Source organism: uncultured Algimonas sp. (assembly GCF_947498175.1).
Classification (GTDB): domain Bacteria; phylum Pseudomonadota; class Alphaproteobacteria; order Caulobacterales; family Maricaulaceae; genus Litorimonas.
Genome location: NZ_CANMJB010000005.1, coordinates 36,364 through 50,891, shown reverse-complemented (window position 1 = coordinate 50,891; position 14,528 = coordinate 36,364). Strand labels below are relative to the sequence as shown.

Annotated in this window: 18 protein-coding genes; 10 read left to right on the top strand and 8 right to left on the bottom strand. The window is 62.4% G+C overall.

Annotated elements, in window-relative coordinates; translation table 11 throughout:
- Window positions 1-21: 21 nt before the first annotated feature.
- The gene (locus Q0718_RS09170; RefSeq protein WP_298916718.1) at window positions 22-294 is read right to left on the bottom strand and encodes a DUF1153 domain-containing protein; all 273 of its coding nucleotides are present in this window, start codon (window positions 292-294) and stop codon (window positions 22-24) included.
- A 287-nt stretch (window positions 295-581) separates the two neighbouring features.
- Between Q0718_RS09170 and mnmA the strand changes: the two genes are divergently transcribed.
- Window positions 582-1,736 (top strand): tRNA 2-thiouridine(34) synthase MnmA, encoded by a 1,155-nt coding sequence (gene mnmA, locus Q0718_RS09165; RefSeq protein ID WP_298916715.1) that lies wholly within the window; start codon window positions 582-584, stop codon window positions 1,734-1,736.
- Between the two features lie 87 nt (window positions 1,737-1,823).
- Window positions 1,824-2,027: a dodecin family protein gene (locus Q0718_RS09160; protein WP_298916712.1), complete on the top strand. Its 204-nt coding sequence runs from the start codon at window positions 1,824-1,826 to the stop codon at window positions 2,025-2,027.
- Between the two features lie 49 nt (window positions 2,028-2,076).
- On the opposite strand, the gene Q0718_RS09155 is transcribed toward Q0718_RS09160, so the two are convergent.
- A complete protein-coding gene (locus Q0718_RS09155) occupies window positions 2,077-2,436 on the bottom strand; it encodes a response regulator (protein WP_298916709.1) in 360 nt (119 codons plus the stop codon).
- A 517-nt stretch (window positions 2,437-2,953) separates the two neighbouring features.
- Between Q0718_RS09155 and Q0718_RS09150 the strand changes: the two genes are divergently transcribed.
- From Q0718_RS09150 to Q0718_RS09130, 5 genes are all read left to right on the top strand, one after another.
- Window positions 2,954-3,295 (top strand): hypothetical protein, encoded by a 342-nt coding sequence (locus tag Q0718_RS09150; protein WP_298916706.1) that lies wholly within the window; start codon window positions 2,954-2,956, stop codon window positions 3,293-3,295.
- A 256-nt stretch (window positions 3,296-3,551) separates the two neighbouring features.
- On the top strand, window positions 3,552-3,731 hold the full coding sequence (locus tag Q0718_RS09145; protein ID WP_298916703.1) for a hypothetical protein: 180 nt from the start codon (window positions 3,552-3,554) through the stop codon (window positions 3,729-3,731).
- Between the two features lie 71 nt (window positions 3,732-3,802).
- Entirely contained in the window at window positions 3,803-5,002 is a 1,200-nt protein-coding gene (locus tag Q0718_RS09140) for an acetyl-CoA C-acyltransferase (protein ID WP_298916702.1), read from the top strand.
- 224 nt (window positions 5,003-5,226) lie between these two features.
- Entirely contained in the window at window positions 5,227-5,562 is a 336-nt protein-coding gene (locus Q0718_RS09135; RefSeq protein ID WP_298916700.1) for a hypothetical protein, read from the top strand.
- Between the two features lie 13 nt (window positions 5,563-5,575).
- Window positions 5,576-6,754: an aminotransferase class V-fold PLP-dependent enzyme gene (locus Q0718_RS09130; RefSeq protein WP_298916697.1), complete on the top strand. Its 1,179-nt coding sequence runs from the start codon at window positions 5,576-5,578 to the stop codon at window positions 6,752-6,754.
- Here the strand turns inward: Q0718_RS09130 and Q0718_RS09125 are convergent.
- From Q0718_RS09125 to Q0718_RS09100, 6 genes are all read right to left on the bottom strand, one after another.
- On the bottom strand, window positions 6,751-8,388 hold the full coding sequence (locus tag Q0718_RS09125; RefSeq protein ID WP_298916694.1) for a SulP family inorganic anion transporter: 1,638 nt from the start codon (window positions 8,386-8,388) through the stop codon (window positions 6,751-6,753). The genes Q0718_RS09130 and Q0718_RS09125 overlap by 4 nt on opposite strands.
- A 106-nt stretch (window positions 8,389-8,494) precedes the next feature.
- Window positions 8,495-8,803: a hypothetical protein gene (locus Q0718_RS09120; protein WP_298916691.1), complete on the bottom strand. Its 309-nt coding sequence runs from the start codon at window positions 8,801-8,803 to the stop codon at window positions 8,495-8,497.
- A complete protein-coding gene (locus Q0718_RS09115) occupies window positions 8,796-9,350 on the bottom strand; it encodes a sigma-70 family RNA polymerase sigma factor (RefSeq protein WP_298916688.1) in 555 nt (184 codons plus the stop codon). Before Q0718_RS09115 ends, Q0718_RS09120 begins: the two co-directional genes overlap by 8 nt.
- A gap of 3 nt (window positions 9,351-9,353) precedes the next feature.
- Complete coding sequence (locus Q0718_RS09110) at window positions 9,354-10,007, bottom strand: hypothetical protein (RefSeq protein WP_298916685.1); 654 nt, start codon at window positions 10,005-10,007, stop codon at window positions 9,354-9,356.
- Window positions 10,008-10,091: 84 nt separating this feature from the next.
- On the bottom strand, window positions 10,092-10,802 hold the full coding sequence (locus Q0718_RS09105) for a hypothetical protein (protein ID WP_298916682.1): 711 nt from the start codon (window positions 10,800-10,802) through the stop codon (window positions 10,092-10,094).
- 144 nt (window positions 10,803-10,946) lie between these two features.
- On the bottom strand, window positions 10,947-12,296 hold the full coding sequence (locus Q0718_RS09100) for a penicillin-binding protein activator (RefSeq protein ID WP_298916680.1): 1,350 nt from the start codon (window positions 12,294-12,296) through the stop codon (window positions 10,947-10,949).
- Between the two features lie 118 nt (window positions 12,297-12,414).
- Here Q0718_RS09100 and rsmI point away from each other — a divergent pair, with 118 nt between their 5' ends.
- The 3 genes from rsmI (at window position 12,415) to Q0718_RS09085 (ending at window position 14,524) form a co-directional block, all read left to right on the top strand.
- A complete protein-coding gene (rsmI, locus tag Q0718_RS09095; protein ID WP_298916677.1) occupies window positions 12,415-13,221 on the top strand; it encodes a 16S rRNA (cytidine(1402)-2'-O)-methyltransferase in 807 nt (268 codons plus the stop codon).
- Between the two features lie 52 nt (window positions 13,222-13,273).
- Window positions 13,274-13,642, top strand: coding sequence for a YraN family protein (locus Q0718_RS09090; protein WP_298916675.1), 369 nt, complete (start codon window positions 13,274-13,276; stop codon window positions 13,640-13,642).
- Between the two features lie 78 nt (window positions 13,643-13,720).
- Window positions 13,721-14,524, top strand: coding sequence for a BON domain-containing protein (locus tag Q0718_RS09085; protein ID WP_298916672.1), 804 nt, complete (start codon window positions 13,721-13,723; stop codon window positions 14,522-14,524).
- The last annotated feature ends 4 nt before the right edge of the window (window positions 14,525-14,528 follow it).

Here is a 14,528-nt window from a genome sequence, read left to right as displayed (position 1 = left end):
TCTCGGCTGTTCGTGCCGCGCCTAGCGGTATTGCTGGATGCGCGTCGTGCGTAGCCCGCTGATGCCATGGCTTTCGATGGACCGTTGCCAGCTCATGAACTCTTCGGCCGACAGGCCGTAGCGTTCAAGGGCGCTATCCAGTGTCAGAAGCCCGCCGCGCACCGCGGCGACCACTTCGGCCTTGCGCCGGATCACCCACCGCACCGTATCGGGTTTGGGCAGGTCGGCCAGGGTCAGGGGGGTGCCTTCCGGCCCGATGACCACATGTTCGCGTGTTTTTGTCCGCTCGCTCATAAGCTGCGTCGATCCTTGTTCTCACTGCGAACCACCCACCCCAATGGTTCTGCGCTCGTGCCGGACGACCTAAGCGCAGGGTCTTAAGGGAGACTTAAATGAGGGGAAAATACACCAATGTTTTCAGCTGTTTACCTTTATTAATCGCTGTCAATCAAGGTTAACGACTTGCTATCCCAATGTGGATTGTTTCGGTAGCGGATTGATATAGCTTGCCTTTCTCCGTTCCGCGCCGCCTGTCCATTCCGTTCGACTCCGGATGTCGCGCTTCCTATATCGCGCCTGCCATGAGCTGCGCCGATACCGATATCAGGACGAATTCGCTCGGATTCGCGAAATCCGAAGCCGAAACGCGCGTCGTCGTCGCGATGAGCGGCGGTGTGGACAGTTCCGTCTGCGCCGCACTTCTCGCGCGCGAAGGCTATGATGTGGTGGGGGTGACCTTGCAGCTTTACGATCACGGAGCGGCTGTGAAGTCGGCCAAATCGTGTTGCGCCGGGCAGGACATCTACGATGCGCGCCGCGTGGCGGAAACGATCGGCTTTCCGCATTACGTGCTCGATTACGAGAGCAACTTCCGCGAAGCCGTGATCGAGGATTTCGCCGACACCTATTTAAAGGGCGCGACGCCGATCCCGTGCGTGCGTTGTAACCAGACCGTCAAGTTTCGGGATCTGCTCGATGTCGCGCGTGATCTCGGCGCGGACTGCATGGCGACGGGACATTACATACGCCGCATCGTGGGCCCAGACGGGCCTGAGCTGCATCGCGCCCATGATGGTGGGAAGGACCAGAGCTACTTCCTGTTCGCGACGACGCGCGAACAACTCGATTTCCTGCGCTTTCCGCTCGGTCACATGGACAAGTCCGAAACGCGTCGGCTGGCCGAAGAGATAGGGCTGAACGTCGCCAGTAAACCGGATAGCCAGGATATTTGCTTCGTGCCCGAAGGCCGTTACACGGACGTTATCGAAAAGGTTCGACCGGATGCGGCAAAGCCCGGTGACATCGTCGATCAGGACGGCACCGTGCTCGGACGGCACCGGGGCGTCATGTATTATACGGTCGGTCAGCGGCGCGGACTGGGGCTGGGCGCCGAGACGGGCGCCGATCCGCTCTATGTGATCCGGTTGGATGCGGAAAACCGTCATGTCGTGGTCGGTCCGCGCGAGGCGTTGCTGCGCTCGGACATCTACATATCCGATGTCAACTGGATCGGCCCGGACGCACTGGCGGAGGCCGACGGCACGGCCGTCCGGGTCAAGGTCCGGTCCACGCGGCCGCCCGAACCCGCGACGCTGCATGTGGATGACCGCGGTGTCCGGGTCCGTCTGGCGACTCCGGACCGGGGGATTTCGCCGGGGCAGGCTTGCGTCTTCTACGAAGACCGTGATGATGCGCAACGCACGCTGGGCGGCGGTTGGATCGTCGGAACGGAGTAGGCCGTTCATCCAAAGCGTCCGAAACCGCTATCTTTACGCGCAAGGTCCGGGTTAAGCTCGCTTCACACCCATTATGAGGAGACAGGCATGAGTGTCATGAAAACCGTCGAGATCTTGTCGGAAAGCGACAAGTCGTTCGAGGATGCGATCGAAAATGCCGTACGGCGCACGAGCAAGACCGTGAAGAACATCCGGTCCGCTTATGTCAACGAGATGCATACCAGCATCAAGGACAACAAGATCGACAAGTTCCGCGTCAATGTGAAGATCACGTTCGAAGTGGGCGATTGACGCACACAAGTCGCCTTGACGTCGTTCCGACCTGCTTGGCGAAGCCGGCCTAGTCCAATAATCCGTTTTCCAGCTCCGACCGGAAGCCGAACTTATCGACGATCTGGTTCGTTCCCATCTTGGCGCGGTCCTGCAGATGCGCGCCGGACGTATCCTTCGAAATGACGATGATCGGGACGTTGAACGCGCACTTTTGCAGCTTCGGGATGGTGTCGGCCGACGTCATCCCGCCACCTAGCTTGTCGTCCAGCAATATCTTGTCCACCCCATTCCTGGACAGGCAGGACTCCGCATCTTCGATCGTGCTGACATATTCCAGCGTGAAAGCGTCTTCATAGCGATCCTTGAGAAGGAAGTTGATGAACATGAACTCATGTTCGTCATCGTCGATCAATAGAAAACGTCTCATCTGGTGCCCCCGCATGTCAGACTGACAATAGAAGTCCTTTAAGTTTAAATAGGTTTAACCTAATGTGTTTTCAGCATTTCAGGCGTGTGAAGTGAGAAAGCGCAATCTAAAGAATATTTACGGAATCATAACCTCGTTTATTGAACCTGCTTTAAATTCGAGGCGATAGTCCGGTCTCAGGGATAACTCAGGCTTTAGGTCTTTTTGGCGGATACCCGGAATATTCGCCGTTCTGCCCATAGCCGTGCAGTTGCACTCTCCCTTTAGCGGATGCCAACGACAGGCGCCGCAGAGTGCCAAGGGAATACAGATTTCGGACCCGGTTCCTTCCGGGCTCCGACCAGGTCGGACGCTTCAAGTCCGGCTTCCGTAATCTTCGTGTGGTGCGGCTTCCACGCTCGCCTGCACATTGCGGCAGTATTCCCATGCGCCGACTGATGATCTGCGCCCAAACCTCCAAACTTCAAACATGATGGTTTCGGCCATCGTCACACAGCGTCTCTGAAAGGGGTCCCTCATGCGTAACAAGACAATCATCGCCTGCTTGGCTTTCTCCACACTTTTCCTGGCCGGTACGGTCCAGGCCAATGACGGGTTCAACAAGTTCCCGTCGGGTTCGGTCGCGCTCGAACGCGGAAACGTTCAAGTCTCGACCTACCGCGTCATCGTCCAGCCGACATCCGTCAAAAAGAATGGCTACGTCAAACGTGTCGTCATTCCCGCCGTAGCGGAACCCGCGCAAAATCCGTCGGCCAAGTCGAAGGAAAACGTTCGTTTCAACAAAGTCGACCGGCGCGCCGAAACGGCCATCAGTGCCATGCCGGTCTATTTCGACGTCAACAGCAACAACGCGCGGTAGGTCCTGTCACGACCCTGTCCCGACTCAGCTGCGAGGCGCCAAGGGTCGGACATATCAACCCTATCTCCCAACCCGTCTCCAGCGGGTTTCCTGCCCGGTCTTCATGGCCGGGCAGATCTTTTTGGCCTCCATGAAAGTCTGTCTCGACGGAAGCGTGAGGGTTTCAAGCCTCAATGACCGGCAAGCGGCGTCGGCGCATTGATCTTCGGAGCAAACGCCCCAAATGATGGTGACATTCCATGCCATGGAGCCGTTCATGACCCATCAGACCGCCGCTATCGTCATCGTTCTTCTTGCCGCCGTCGTTGTCGCGCTTTTCGTTTACAGTGGTCGTCAGAAACGCCGGTTCGAAGAGGAACGGCTGGAACGTCGTCGCAAGCTTGATGCCATCAAGGCGCAAGCGCGCGCAAAGGAAACACCTTCGGACCCAATTTAAAGCCGGTTGCTTTGCCGGTCGCCGCATCTGAAAAGACACGCCACTCCAAACGATCCCTGTAGAGACCCTCCATGCCCAAAACCTTCAGTCAGTCCGACGATCCCGTTGTCATCGTCGGCATTGCCCGCACACCCATGGGCGCTTTCATGGGAAGCCTCTCCAGTGTCACCGCGCCGGAACTCGGCTCGGCGGCGATCACGGCGGCGATGAACGAGGCGGGGGTCGAAGCCGATGCCGTCGAACAAGCCATCATGGGTTGTGTTCTGCCGGCCGGGCAGGGGCAGGCTCCGGCGCGTCAGGCGGCGCTCGGCGCAGGTCTTCCCCGCTCGACGGAGGCCACGACGGTCAACAAGATGTGCGGGTCGGGCATGCAAGCCGCGATCATGGCGCATGATGCCATCAAGGCAGGATCCATCGATATTGCCGTTGCAGGCGGCATGGAGAGCATGTCCAACGCGCCATACCTTCTACCCAAGGCGCGGCAGGGCTACCGCATGGGCGATGGCCAAGTGATCGACAGCATGATGCATGACGGGCTGACCGATGCCTATGCGGGCGGTGCCATGGGTGTTTTCGCCGACGAGATCGCGACCGAATATCAGTTCACCCGCGAGCAGCAGGACGCCTATGCGATCGAGAGCGTGCGCCGCGCCCAAGCCGCACAGGACGATGGCGGGTTCGACCGCGAGCTGACGTCTGTCACCGTCAAGACCCGCAAGGGCGAGGTCGTGGTGGACACGGACGAAGGCCCTGGCAAGGCTATGCCGGAAAAGATCCCGAACCTGCGTCCGGCCTTTTCCAAGGACGGCACGGTCACGGCGGCCAACGCCTCGTCCATCAATGACGGGGCCGCCGCCATGGTGCTGATGCGGCGCAGCCAAGCCGAAGAAGGCGGTCACAAGGTCTTGGCCGAAATCGTCTCTCACGCAGCCCACGCGCACGAGCCGTCCAAATTCACGACGGCCCCGGTCCACGCCATGAAGAAGGCGATGGAGCGCGCGGATTGGGAAACCGACGATGTCGATCTTTGGGAAATCAACGAAGCCTTCGCCGTCGTGCCGATGATCGCCATGCAGGAAATGGGCATCGACCACGACAAGGTCAACGTGAATGGCGGCGGCTGCGTGCTGGGCCATCCCATCGGCGCGTCCGGCGCGCGCATCATGGCCACCTTGATCGGCGAAATGGAACGCCGCGACGCCAAAACCGGCGTGGCGAGCCTCTGCATCGGCGGCGGCGAAGCGACGGCGGTGTGCCTTAGAAGAGATTGACGCGCGGGATTAGGGAGGCTGTCGTTCCAGAAGACGATTCCAAGGCGGACAGGCTGTCTTCCTTCAATAGTGAAACGATGCCGCTAGGTCCGCACCCCCGAACGACCACGCGCGGCACGTTCAGACTGCCTGCGGAGTTACGGACACGGTGCTTTTACGCACTCGTTTTCTCAGTCCCCGCACTCTTGGCAACCGCGCCCATAATCCTGCTATCGCATAATGAGTTGAGCGTTCCGGAGCAGGCTGTCTGTCTGATCGCCATTCCACTGTTCGCGGGCGCATTGGCGCTCTGGTTCTGGCCGGACAGACGGGCGACCTCCTCATTCATCGGATCGGCTTTGGGAGTCATCGTGCTGACCCAGTTCCTCGGAGGAATGCTCTACGGCTCGTTTTTCATCGAGTGGCATGGGGAAGGGTTCGCTTACTTCATTGAAGGCATAGTCCTCTGGGGGTTCGCCGGGGCGTTGATGGGTCCGGTCCTGACTCTCGGAGTGCCGCATCTGCTCGCCCTCTGGGCGGCGCTGCTGTTCCGGGATCCGGCTCCATGGACGTGGGAATGACGGGGCGGCGCACATGTTGACCACTCTAGATCTTGAACGCCTCCGCGCCGACACGCCCGCCTGCGAGCAGATCGTCCATTTCAACAATGCAGGCGCGTCCCTCATGCCTCAGCCCGTCTATGCGGCGATGATAGAGCATCTGGCGCGCGAGCAGGCCGTCGGGGGCTACGAGGCGCAGGCAGACGCCGCAGAGGCCATCGCCGATTTCTACGCCGCCTTCGCGGACATGCTGAACTGCGACCCGCTGGAGGTCGCCTTCATGGAGTCCGCGACCAAGGCATGGGACGCGGCCTTCTACTCACTGCCTCTCGTGCCGGGCGATAGGGTGCTGGTGCACAGCTCCACCTATTCGTCCAACTATCTGGCGCTGTTGCAACTGGCGCGACGCAAGGGATTGAGCATCGATTTCGCCCCCAGCGACGAAGATGGGCAGATTGACGTCGCGGCCCTGCCGGGTCTGGTCCGCGACCGGACGAAGCTGATCCTGCTGACACATTGTCCGTCGCAGAGTGGCTTGATCCAGCCTGCAAAGGCCGTTGGACGGTTCGCCCGCGAGTATGATCTGCTCTATCTGCTCGATGCCTGCCAATCGGCCGGGCAGATGCCGCTCGATGTAGACGCCCTCCAATGCGACGCACTGACGGGAACGGGCCGGAAGTTCCTGCGTGGACCGCGTGGCACGGGGTTCCTCTATATGCGGCGCGAGCTGGCCGAACGAGTGGACCCGGTTTTCGTCGATCTGCAGTCTGCGATGCTTGAAGGACCGGACCACTACAGCCTCGCGCCCGGCGCGCGCCGGTTTGAAAGTTGGGAGCGCAACGTCGCCGGGCAGATCGCGTTGGGGCGAGCTGTCCGCTATGCAATGGATGTCGGGCTCGATGCCATCGCCGCGCGCATCCAGCCGATGGCGGAGAGATTGAGGGAGGGTCTGTCCGATCTACCCGGTGTCACCGTTCATGATCCGGGATCAAACCGCTCGGCTATCGTCACCTTCAGCAAGTCCGGCGTGGACGTGGGCAATGCGAAAGCTCGTCTCAACGGACGGGCGATCAACGTCTCGACCGTGCCGCGCGAATGGGCCTTGCTCGACGCGCAGGAACGCAACCTGCCCGATCTGATCCGGGCTAGCCTGCATGCCTACAACAACGCGGCGGAAACGGACCGCTTGCTGGAGGCCGTCGGCGCGCTCTAATGCCCGCTACCCAACCGTCCCAACCGCACCCCGTAATCAACGGCCAGCCCGTAATCCGGGTCGTCGTCGCTATCGACCATGAGTTGCCCGGCCCTGTTGAGCAGCTGATGGCAATCTCGGGTGAGGTGGCGCAATTGCAGGGTTTTTCCGGCAGCCTCGTACTTGGCGGCAACGCCTTCGATGGCCTGCAGGGCGGATTGGTCCACCACGCGGCTGTCGACGAAATCGACAATGACCGTGTCCGGGTCGTCCTTGACGGTGAACAGCTCTGCAAAGCCCTCGGCCGAGCCGAAGAAGAGCGGACCTTCGATCTTGTAGACCTTGGTCGTGCCGATCGTCTCCGTTTCCGCATCGATCCGGCGCGAGGCTTTCCAGGCATAGGACAAGGCGGAGACAATGACGCCGACCACGACGGCCACGGCCAGATCGTGCCAGACGGTTACGACCGTGACGAGCACGATGACGAGCGCGTCGGTCAGCGGAATGCGCCGCATGATGGACAGGCTGTGCCACGCAAACGTGCCGATCACGACCATGAACATGACCCCGACCAAGGCGGCCAGCGGGATCACTTCGATCACGGGACTGGCGAACAGGATGAAGGCCAGCAGGAACAAGGCCGCGGAGATGCCGGACAGGCGCGTGCGACCGCCCGACTTCACATTGATCATGCTCTGCCCGATCATGGCGCAGCCACCCATCCCGCCGAAGAAACCCGTGACCGTATTGGCCACGCCTTGGGCCACGCATTCCTGCGAAGCCCCGCCGCGTTCTTCCTTGATCTCGCCGACGAGGTTCAGCGTCAGCAGGCTCTCGATCAGGCCGATCGCCGCCAGGATGACGGCGTAGGGCAGGATGATCTCGAACGTTTCCAGGTTCAGCGGCACCATCGGAATATGGAATTGCGGCAGGCCGCCGGCGATGGAGCTCATGTCGCCAACGCTCGGCACATCGATGCCGAAACCGATGACCAGCGCGGCGACAATGCCGATCCCGGCCAGCGGGGCGGGAATGGCCTTTGTGATCTTGGGCGTGCCCCAGATGATCAGCATGGTCAGGCCGACGAGACCCAGCATGACCAGCAGCTGCGGCATTTCCATCCATGTGCCTTCCAGCATGTGAAAGGGGCCGGGATGATCGGTCGGCGGGGCGGGCGCGGTCTGGAACTGGGTCAGCTGCGCCAGGCCGATGACGATGGCCAGCCCGTTGACGAATCCCAGCATGACAGGATGCGGCACGAGGCGGATGAACTTGCCGAGCCGGAATAAACCGGCCAGAACCTGTAGGATCCCCATCAGCACCACGGTCGCGAACAGATACTCGACGCCGTGCTGCGCCACGAGCGCCACCATCACGACGGCCAGCGCGCCGGTCGCACCGGAAATCATGCCCGGACGGCCGCCGATCAAGGCCGTGATCAGCCCGACGATGAAAGCGGCGTACAGACCGACGAGAGGCTCCACGCCCGCGACGAAGGCGAAAGCCACCGCTTCGGGCACAAGCGCCAGCGCGACGGTCAGTCCTGCCAGCAACTCGGTGCGGATGCGAGGAACATTGAATGTCATCGGACCCGACCGGCGGCGTGCCGGAATGGTGATGCGGTCGGCCAAGGCCGAGAACGTGGAGGAAATCATGATATAGCCGGATGTTGTTTGGGTTTCGTCACCTCGAAACCCTGCGCGGCGCGTAAGGGAGGCCGCTCAGCTTGGCAACCCCGCCTCTGTTCATGGATAGCAGGCGTTATTGCGTCCCGGCGCCGACCCATTCGTAAAGATCGCCGAACCCGGCGGCGTCGGCTTGCGCCGCCCACAGCTCGGCTTCGTTCGGTTGGTTGGCAAAGAACAGAATGCCGGCGACCAAGGTTGCGGCAAGGCCGGCGACTGCGCTCCACACTATCAGGCGGCGATCATTGGCGCCCTGCGGACGCGGCTCCGCCATTGCGGCGGTGACGACACGGGCCGTCAGATTGGCACTCGGCGCGGGAACACGGCTGTGTGCGAACAGGCCCTCAAGATTGTCATGCCCGTCACGAGTAGAAAAATCAGACATGGTCATCCTCCTGCATCATCGTTTTCAACGTCCTTCGCCCCCTGACCAGCAAGGATTCATAAGCCTTTTCGCCGATGTTCATGGCTTTGGCGGCTTCGCGCTGGCTCAAAGCGTGGTCATAGCAAAAGGACAGGGCGGCGCGCTGGCGCTCCGGCAGGCGCATCATCGCAGCCTGCAACGCGTCCCAGCGTTGGGATCGGGCCATTCCGGTTTCCGCACCCATCCTGTCATCGGCCCGGTCGGACAGGTCGCCGGGCAGGTCCGGCCTCTTGCGTCTCAGACGGTCATAGCAGTCATGGGTGGCGACCCGGCATAGCCATGTCAGAACCTTGGCTTCTCCACTGCGCCAGCCCGACGCAGCCTGCCAGAACTTCACGAAAGTTTCCTGGCACACATCTTCGGCCTCGAACGCATCGCCAAGCAGCCGGTAGGCCAAACGATGGATGGTCGGCATGCGCCGCTCCACCAAGGCGCGAAGGGCGGCTTCGCTTCCGGCCCTGAGGCCGGGAAGCAAGTCCGCATCCGGATCGTCCAGTCGCTTCAACACGCGTCAAGGGCGCAATCGGGCATGCAGGGACTTCCGGCCCTCGCCTTGCGTCAGCACGCCGTCGTCATCGGCGTCCATGCGGGCGAAGAGACGTTCGCTCATGACCTCGTATTCGGCGCGTGTAACGAAACCGTCGCCATTGGCATCGAGGCGGGGACGGTCGGCACGCCGTTCCTTGCGGCGCTCCATCCGCCTTGCCGCACGGCGATCGTTCAGGCCTTTCATGGCCGCCCGCGCCTGCTGGCGTTCCGCTTCGGAAAGCGTGCCATCGCCATTTGCGTCGAAGCGTCCCAATAAGCGGCTCTGGCGCTCCTCTCGATTGTCGCTGCGGCGTTGACGGCGATCGTTCCGCGCGGCCAACATCTCGGCCTCGGTCACGACGCCGTCGCCATTGGCATCCATGGTCAGAAAGCGTTGTCGGGCCTTGTCGGTGCGTTTGGCGTTGCGCAGGGACTCCATCTCCTCGCGCGTGAGTTTTCCATCGAAGTCGGAATCGGCCACCGTAAACCGCGCTTCGCCTGCGGCTGTGAATTCGGCGCGCGTGACGATCCCGTCCCCATCGAGATCCGCAGCCGGTGTCGCGGCGATCAGCGCGGTTGCGCCCAAGAGCAGAAAGACGTTGGCGTAACGGGTGTGGCGTCCAATTGATGCAGGCATGACGGTCTCCTTTGGTGTGCGTCATACACTCCAACGGATGAGGTCATCATTTCCTGCGCAGCAACCTGACTTTTCAAGCGTGTCCTATGCGGTGAGGACCAGGCGAGCGCGGTCCGTCGCGGTCCGCATCTTGTCCAGGGCGGAAGCCGGCAGGCCATTATCCATGGCATGGCCGACATAGGGAGCGGGGGCGCCGAGATGGTCCCGGACCACATCGCGCAACATGAGCGCCGTAACCGCAGCATCTTCGCGCGGTCCCAAGGATACGGTAAGCGGGTCCCAGCGGCGGTTGCGCCGACGGACCGCATCGATGGTCCAATAGGCGCGCATGAAACCGTCAATACGCGTATCGTAGCCGAGCAGGCAGATATCCGCCCCGGCCGCCAGGGTCGCTTGCGCCGGCGACAGTCCGGCCGGACCGACGGCGAAGACCCAATCATAGTTCAGCGACAGTCCGGCCATCGTGCCCAGCGCATCGGGTAGTCGGTCGGATCCAATGACACCTGCTGAGAAATGCTCGTTGGATGTCACGAACAGGGCGTCGCGCAGTTCGCAATGCCCGTCGATGAAATCGTCGAGCGTTCGCGAATAGAGCACGCCCGCCGCCTCCATCAGCGCACCATCCGTGCCATCGAGCAGGAGTACGGTTTCGCCAAGACTGGCCGCCTTGCGGGCCAACCGCAGGGTCGCATCCAGCATCTGGGCGTGACAGGACGGCTCTTCGGCCGCGCAGACCACGCCGACCAGCCGTCCGGCCGGCCTGTAGGGTTGCGCGGGCCGGGGTGCATTCGGCATCGCAGCCGCTTTGGAAAGCGCACTCATCATAACCACCTTTCACCGGCACCTTTGCGGCGCTCGTTGGCATCCTTGCTAGGCGGCGCAGCCTAAGGACGCGCTAAGGAGCGTGGTTAAATGCGGTTAAGAGCGTTCAGGTGCGATTTATGTTTCGGGCGGCGGGCCCGTCGGTGCCGGATCGGCAACGCGGAACTGACCCTCATCGATCCGGTAGACGGCCAGACCCCGCTCCGGGCGCCCGTCCGGACCAAAGCGGAGATAACCGTCCGTTCCGAAGAAACCGACCGGGCTTTCCAGGCGACGGAGGCGGCCACGCGGGTCGCCGTCAGCGGCGATCGCGCCCAGCTGGACGGCATCGTAAGCCAGGCTGGCCAGCGAAGACGGGGCTTTGCCATAGGCGCTTTCGAAGTCGGATCCGAACGCGGCGCGGGCCTGTTTGTCGGCGGCGGCGAAAACGCCACCTTGCAAGGCCGGTTCGCGCGCGCTGGCGCGGTCGTCCCAACGCGATGTTCCCATGAACAGCACGGCCTGCGGATCGATGCCGTAGGTCGGCAGAAGCGGCGCGAGAGAGCGCAGGGCTGTCCCGGTTTCAGGCATCAGCACCGCGCCGAAGGAGCGGCCGGATCCGCGCCGCGCCAGATAGGCCTGCGCCAGACGGCGAGCCGGTTCCTGCATGGCCGAAATGTCGCTGCCCGAATAGGTTTCGGTGGCTGTGACCTGTCCGCCGACCTGTTGCACGGCGAGCTCATAAGCACGGCGCACGCGGCGGCCATAGGCGTCATCAGGGCCGATATAAGCGAAATCACGGACGCCTTGCGAAGCGGCGTAGTCGACGATGCGGTCGACTTCCGCTTCGGGCGGGAAAGAGACGAGATAGCGCCCGCGATCGGCGACGGATTGGTCATTCGAAAAGGCCAGCAACGGCACACCCCGTCGCGCCGCGATGCTGGATGCGGCCGTGACATTGTCCGCGATAATGGGGCCGAGTATCACATCCGCGCCTTGCTGCAGCGCGGCTTGGGCGGCCGACCGCGCCCCTTCAGGCGTGCCTTTCGTGTCCAGGACCGTTAGCACGATATCGGCGTCGGGGCGTTGGAACAGAGCCAGCTCGGCCGCCTGGAACATGGAGGCCGCTTCGTCGCGCAGGCGGCTGCTGCGGGCAGAAAAGGGCAGCAGCAAGGCCAAGCGTTTCGTATCTCGACCAGCCATGTGTGGCAAGGTGATGCCTTGGCGGTCATTGTAATAGGGCTCGGCGTCGTCCGGCACGTCGATCGGATTGTCTATGACAGGCCCGTCGATCGGTCCGTCAGTCTGGTCGGGGTAGGGTGCATCGGGCTGCGGCTGGACCGGCGGCATCGGACGGTCGATGATGGGGCCGGGTTGACGCGGCGGCGGATCCAGCGGAACGGTCGTGCAGGCGCACAGGGCCAGCGCTGCCAGAGCCGATAGTGCGGCCTTCAGCTCGATCTTGGTTTTGCGGACGTGCTCGCGCATAGTCGGCCCTTATCGTTTCTCCGAACGCCCCCGACTAACGGAAGGTCCGGCCATCGCCCTGTCCCCTATAAGCGCACGCCCCGGCGCGCAACACGAACTCCCGCCGCTCGCACCCGGCTTGTATGTCGTCGCAACGCCGATCGGCAATTTGCGGGACATCACATTGCGCGCGCTCGATGTGCTGCGGTCCGCCGACCGCGTCCTGGCGGAAGACACGCGCGTGACGGCGAAGCTGTTGTCTGCGCACGGCATCGACGCCTCCGTGACCCCCTATCATGACCATAATGCGGCGAAGCGCACGCCGCCGCTGATCAAGGCGCTGAAGAAGGGCGAGCGCATCGCGCTGATGTCCGACGCCGGAACGCCCCTGGTCAGCGATCCGGGCTTCCGTTTGGTGCGCGCGGCGAGCGAAGCCGGTATCGACGTCTTTCCGCTGCCGGGCCCGAGCGCGGTGTTGGCGGCGCTTGTCAAATCCGGCCTGCCGACCGACCGTTTCTTTTTCGCAGGCTTTCTGCCGCCCCGCCAGGTCGCCCGCCAGCGCGAGATCGAAGGTCTTCGCAACGTGCCTGGCACGCTCGTTCTGTTCGAGACCGGCCCCAGAGTGGAAAGCTGCCTGCGCGATCTGGCGGCGGGCCTCGGCGACCGCGAAGCATCGCTCTGCCGGGAGCTGACGAAGACCTATGAAGAAGCCCGGCGGGGGCGTCTGTCAGAATTGGCCGACAATGTCGTGTCCGACCCGCCCAAGGGCGAGATCGTGCTGGTGATCCACGGCCCGGAAACGCAACGCTGGGACGGCGAAGTCGTCCGAGATGCGCTGCGCGACCGGCTGGAAACGATGCGATTGAAGGCAGCCTGCGCGGAAATCGCGGAGGTTTCCGGCTGGTCCAAGCGCGAACTCTATGCGCTCGGCCTGTCCCTGAAGTGAGCCCCGGAAAATGAGCCCCGGAAAATGAGTCTTGGAAAATGAGCCTTGGAAAATGAGCAATGGGAGGCAAGCGGCGGAACGGGCCGGGCGACGGGCCGAAATATGGGTCGCGGCCTATCTGCGGCTGACGGGCTACCGCATCCTCGCCCAGCGTTACAGGACACGGTCCGGCGAAATCGATCTGGTCGCCCGTCGCAGGCGCAGGATCGTTTTCGTGGAAGTCAAACAACGCGCCAATGCGGATCACGCCGTGGATCCGGTCACGGCCCGCTCCGAAGAACGGATCATACGCGCTGCCGAAATCTTCCTGTCGCGCCATCCCGCCTATGTCGAACAAGGCTATGGCTTGCGTTACGATCTGGTCACAGTCTTGGGGCGATGGCGGATTCGCCACCAAAAGGACGCATTTCGGGGATGGTGAGCGTAACATGATCGTTCCAGCTGCAAGAGGGACGGACCGGTTAACGCCTTGGTGACTCTGTCCGTCTAGATTTCCGTCATGTTAAGATTTGCCGTTCTCATCCTGTCTGCCTCCCTCATGTCGGGCTGCGCCGTGGCGACGGCTGGCATGAAGAAGGGCGACGAACGCAGCTTCGTCCGTTCGCTCAACGATGTGAATGCGGGTCGCGCCGTGCAAGCCCGTTTGAAGCGCGCTTACGACTATGAGCTGGGCGGGGTCGATGTGGAAGTGTCCGAAGGTGTTGTGCTGTTGTCCGGCAATGTTCCGCGCCAGGAAGACCGGATCGAAGCCGCGCGCATCGCCTGGTCGGCACCGGAAATCCGGCAGGTGGGCAATGAAATCCTGATTCGCGACCAACAAGGTTTCGTGCGCAACGCAAAGGACGGTGTTCTGGAAAAATCTGTCCGGGCACGTCTTCTGGCGGACAAATATGTCAAAGGCCGCAACTACAATGTCGAGACGCATGAGGGCATCGTCTATCTGCTCGGTGTGGCCCGCGACGAGCGTGAACTGGACCGCGCCGCCCGGATCGCCGCCCTGACGCGGGGTACGCGGGAAGTCATCTCCTATGTGCGTGTCGCCGAAGCGTCCGGGGTCGTTGTCGATGACCCCTCATATCCGGCACTGCCGGACACCATAACGCGAGAGCCGTTCCCGCAAGAAGACCGGTCCGACAGGCCCGCCCCGATGCGGCAGGCGCAGCCGGACGAGCCCATTCCCTACAGCTATCCCCAGCCTTACGATACGGGCCGGTCGAACGTCCCGGCCACTCCGAATGCCGCGCCCTACTATATCGACCCGGAAACCGGACAGCAGATCCGGGTCAGGAACCGGCCCGAGTAAGGTC

Bases quoted from the DNA above. Each gene is read 5' to 3' on its own strand.
- Q0718_RS09150 (WP_298916706.1), top strand. From the start codon at position 2,954: ATGCGTAACAAGACAATCATCGCCTGCTTGGCTTTCTCCACACTTTTC.
- Q0718_RS09160 (WP_298916712.1), top strand. From the start codon at position 1,824: ATGAGTGTCATGAAAACCGTCGAGATCTTGTCGGAAAGCGACAAGTCG.
- Q0718_RS09120 (WP_298916691.1), bottom strand. From the start codon at position 8,803: ATGTCTGATTTTTCTACTCGTGACGGGCATGACAATCTTGAGGGCCTG.
- Q0718_RS09125 (WP_298916694.1), bottom strand. From the start codon at position 8,388: ATGATTTCCTCCACGTTCTCGGCCTTGGCCGACCGCATCACCATTCCG.
- Q0718_RS09170 (WP_298916718.1), bottom strand. From the start codon at position 294: ATGAGCGAGCGGACAAAAACACGCGAACATGTGGTCATCGGGCCGGAA.
- Q0718_RS09100 (WP_298916680.1), bottom strand. From the start codon at position 12,296: ATGCGCGAGCACGTCCGCAAAACCAAGATCGAGCTGAAGGCCGCACTA.
- Q0718_RS09110 (WP_298916685.1), bottom strand. From the start codon at position 10,007: ATGCCTGCATCAATTGGACGCCACACCCGTTACGCCAACGTCTTTCTG.
- Q0718_RS09085 (WP_298916672.1), top strand. From the start codon at position 13,721: ATGTTAAGATTTGCCGTTCTCATCCTGTCTGCCTCCCTCATGTCGGGC.
- Q0718_RS09140 (WP_298916702.1), top strand. From the start codon at position 3,803: ATGCCCAAAACCTTCAGTCAGTCCGACGATCCCGTTGTCATCGTCGGC.
- Q0718_RS09130 (WP_298916697.1), top strand. From the start codon at position 5,576: ATGTTGACCACTCTAGATCTTGAACGCCTCCGCGCCGACACGCCCGCC.
- Q0718_RS09145 (WP_298916703.1), top strand. From the start codon at position 3,552: ATGACCCATCAGACCGCCGCTATCGTCATCGTTCTTCTTGCCGCCGTC.
- Q0718_RS09155 (WP_298916709.1), bottom strand. From the start codon at position 2,436: ATGAGACGTTTTCTATTGATCGACGATGACGAACATGAGTTCATGTTC.
- Q0718_RS09105 (WP_298916682.1), bottom strand. From the start codon at position 10,802: ATGCCGAATGCACCCCGGCCCGCGCAACCCTACAGGCCGGCCGGACGG.
- Q0718_RS09090 (WP_298916675.1), top strand. From the start codon at position 13,274: ATGAGCAATGGGAGGCAAGCGGCGGAACGGGCCGGGCGACGGGCCGAA.
- mnmA (WP_298916715.1), top strand. From the start codon at position 582: ATGAGCTGCGCCGATACCGATATCAGGACGAATTCGCTCGGATTCGCG.